A 2278-nucleotide genomic window follows, 5' to 3' on the forward strand; every position below is an offset into this window, starting at 1 on the left:
GCCGGTCCGCCGGGCACGCGCCGGCAGCCACCGGGGTGCACGTGTCGCAGCCCTCCTGGGGGCGCGCGCCGGTCCGCGGGGGGCTCTCCGCCTCGTTGCGCGCGGCAGCTCCCGCGCTGGCGCTGTTCGCCCTCATCCGCCTGCTCGGCGTCGCCGTGCTGGTCGTCTGGTCCGGCTTCACCGGAAAGAACCCGTGGGTGCTCCTGTCGGAGCGCTGGGACTCGCTCTGGTACGCGCGCATCGCGGAGCACGGATACGCCTTCTCCGTGCAGGCGCCCGACGGGCGGCACCTCTCCAGCATGGCGTTCTTCCCGCTGTTCCCGTGGCTGGAGCAGGGCGTCTCGGCGGTCACCCGCCTGTCCCTGCCGCACGCGGGCCTGCTGATCAGCCTGCTCGCCTCGCTGGCCGCGGCGTGGGGCGTCTTCGCGCTCGCCGAGCACGTGCACGGACGACGCGCCGCCACCGTCGTGGTCGTCCTGTGGGCGGCAGTGCCGGTCGGCATCGTGCAGTCGATGGCCTACAGCGAGTCGCTGTTCGTGGCCCTGGCCGCCTGGTCGCTGTACGCGGCCGTCACCCGGCGGTGGATCACCGCGGGTGTGCTGGCGTCCCTGGCGGGGCTGACCCGGCCGGTCGGGCTGGCGGTGACGGCGGCCCTCGTCGTCGCCGTGCTCTGCGCCTGGCGCTCCGCACGCTCGGCCGGTTCCACCGCTCCGGCCGCTTCGGCAGCCCTGGCCGCTCCGGCCGGGTGGCTCGCCCCCGGGCACCGGTTCAGGGCCGTGCTCGGCTGCCTGATCGCCCCGCTGGGCGCGGCCTCCTACATCCTGTGGGTCGGCAGCGAGCGAGGCGCCCTGTTCGGTTATCTCGACGTGCAGGGCGAGTGGGGCAACGGCTTCGACGCCGGTCTCGGCTTCGCGCGGTTCACCGCCGGTGCGCTGGGCGGAGGCACCTGGGCGGCCGTGCTCGTCCTCGTCGCCGTCGTCCTGCTCTCCGTCTGGCCGCACTGGGTGGGCCTGCGTCAGCGCCAGCCCGTTCCGGTCGTCGTCTACTCCGCCGTCGTCACCCTGCTCGCCGTCGGGGCCTCCGGATACTTCGGGTCCAAGCCCCGCCTGCTGATCCCCGCCTTCCCCGTGCTCTTCCCCCTGGCCCTCGCCATGGCACGGGCCCGCCCGGCCCGGACCTGCGCGTTCCTGTCGGTCCTCGTCGCGCTCTCCGCCGCCTACGGCGCGTTCTGGCTCAACGGTTCCGGCCCGCCCTGAGCCCGGGCGGCTGCTGCACACTTGACCCCGGCCGCCCCCGGCCGGCGGCCGGCCAGGCGAGGAGAGGAGCAGGGCCATGACGGGATGGCAGCTCACCCGGAGCTTCACCAGCACGTCCGGGGAGGTGCGGTGGGACACGCTGGGCGCGGAGGGCCTCCCCCCGGTGGTGCTGCTGCACGGGACGCCGTTCTCCTCCTACGTCTGGCGGGCGACCGCACGCGCCCTGTCGCGGCGCCACCGCGTCTTCGTCTGGGACATGCCCGGTTACGGCAGTTCGGCCATGCAGGGCGGGCAGGACGTGTCGCTGGGCGCGCAGGGCCGGGTGTTCGCCGAGTTGCTGGCGCACTGGGCGCAGACCGAGGACGTGCGGGAGCCCGTCGTTGTGGCGCACGACTTCGGCGGTGCCGTCGCGCTGCGGGCGCACCTGCTGCACGGGTGCCGCTACCGGGCGCTGGCCCTGGTCGACGTCGTGGCGCTCGCGCCGTGGGGTTCGCCGTTCTTCCGCCTCGTGCAGCAGCACGCCGCCGTCTTCGAGCAGTTGCCGCCGGCGCTGCCCGGTGCCCTGGTCCGCGAGTACGTCAGCTCGGCGAGCAGCCCGGGCCTGCACGCGGCGGTCGCGGACGCGCTGGTGGCGCCCTGGCTCGGCGAACCGGGCCAGGGCGCCTTCTACCGGCAGATCGCGCAGGCCGACCAGCGCTTCACCGACGAGGTCCAGGACCGCTACGGCGAACTCGACCTGCCGGTGCTGGTCTGCTGGGGCGCCGACGACACGTGGATCCCGGCCGAACGAGGACGCGAGCTGGCCGGCCGGGTGCCCGGCGCCCGGCTGGAGCTGATCGGCGGCGCCGGACACCTGGTCCAGGAGGACGCCCCCGGGGAACTGACCGCGCTGACCGCCGAGCACCTGGCCGAGCTGCCGGGGCGACCCACTGCTCAGCCGTCCGACGTCGCCTGAAGCCGCCTCCGCCCGCCCGATCGGCGCGGACCCGGGATGCCGGGGCGCGGCCCCGACGCGTCCCTCC

At 75.3% G+C, this 2278-nt stretch carries 2 protein-coding genes; both read left to right on the forward strand.

The window, feature by feature from the left end; all coding sequences use genetic code 11:
* Positions 1 to 1256: hypothetical protein (locus ACYVE9_RS23595; RefSeq protein WP_461029909.1), on the forward strand; the 1256-nt coding region annotated here is incomplete at its 5' end.
* A gap of 76 nt (positions 1257 to 1332) precedes the next feature.
* A complete protein-coding gene (locus ACYVE9_RS23600; RefSeq protein ID WP_461029910.1) occupies positions 1333 to 2211 on the forward strand; it encodes an alpha/beta fold hydrolase in 879 nt (292 codons plus the stop codon).
* Positions 2212 to 2278 lie beyond the last annotated feature (67 nt).

Source organism: Streptomyces sparsus, assembly GCF_054776295.1.